We start from the raw sequence: 1,218 nt of genomic DNA, 5'->3' as shown, positions 1-1,218 counted from the left end.
AGTGCTCCTAGGTATATAGCTGTAGAATAATTATTCGAACAAATTCTATTTTTCAATTAAAAACAGAAAATAATATGGGAGTGTTACGCGCTGCTAGTAGAAGTATAAAAATACAATAAACATAAAATTCACAAAAAATTCACAACTATCATGAAAAATATATACATTTATTCCAATATATTCTATATAATGAGGTGTAATAAGGCTTCTATGAATCTCATAGAATACCTTACCCCTAATAAAAAGAAAAAAAGAATCTATTTGGATTCTTTTTTTCTTTTTTTATTACATTACATATTTATTTAGAGCATGTGCGACACCATGTTCTTCATTTGTTAACGTTTCGTATTGACACATCGCTTTTATTTCTTCAACTGCATTTCCCATTGCAATTGATATATTTGCTTTCTCCATCATAGAAACATCGTTTAAGCCATCGCCTATTGCTACAGTGTTTTCAACTGGAATATTAAGATGTTCTGCTAAAGTATATAATCCATTTCCTTTTTGAGCATCTCGATGGTTAATCTCTAAATTATGCCAATAGGAAGATGTAATAGCTAAATCAGTATTATGCAGAAACGTTTCTTTTAATTTTTTTAATTTCTCTATGTCATAAGAAAACGGTAAAAGTTTATGCACATGTATATCCATTTCTACAATTGGTTTACAACTTGCTGTACTATGAAATGCTGTATGTTCAAGATATAATGCAGCAATCGTTTCTAACTCTTTCAAATCGAAATTTTCTTTTGTATTCTTCACATACTCGATTTCATTACGCACACTCTCTACGCCATAATCCGGTACATACACACCTTTATTAGTATAAAGCTGATAATACAAGCCATTCTCTTCAAGATATTCTACAATCTCAAGTGCCTGCATATTTTGAATTGGATATCTCTTCATCATTTTTTTATCTTTATATATAAGTGCACCATTTTCCGCGATAATCGGACACTCCAAATCAACTTCTAACAATAGTCGTTCAATATCCACAATAGAACGTCCTGTACAAATTGCTACAACATGGCCAGCTTCTTGACACTTTCGAATTGCTTCTGCATTTTCTTTACTAATCATTTTATTCCCTGAAAGAAGAGTTCCATCTAAATCAATTGCGATTAATTTCATTATTTCTTCACCACTTTCTATAAATACACGAGTTTTTATTAAATAAAAGGTATCGTTTTCATACGAATCTCGTGAAGTACT

At 30.5% G+C, this 1,218-nt stretch carries 1 protein-coding gene; it reads right to left on the bottom strand.

Annotated features, from left to right (window positions below):
- Positions 1-285 precede the first annotated feature (285 nt).
- The gene (locus KI356_RS27340; protein ID WP_212937022.1) at positions 286-1,137 is read right to left on the bottom strand and encodes a Cof-type HAD-IIB family hydrolase; all 852 of its coding nucleotides are present in this window, start codon (positions 1,135-1,137) and stop codon (positions 286-288) included.
- Between the last annotated feature and the right edge of the window lie 81 nt (positions 1,138-1,218).

The organism is Bacillus hominis (genome assembly GCF_018332515.1).
Taxonomy (GTDB): Bacteria; Bacillota; Bacilli; order Bacillales; family Bacillaceae_G; genus Bacillus_A; species Bacillus_A hominis.
This window is presented reverse-complemented; position numbering and strand designations above follow the sequence as displayed.

What these genes read in the sequence shown, in the direction of transcription:
- KI356_RS27340 (WP_212937022.1), bottom strand. Translation starts at nt 1,137, where the DNA reads ATGAAATTAATCGCAATTGATTTAGATGGAACTCTTCTTTCAGGGAAT.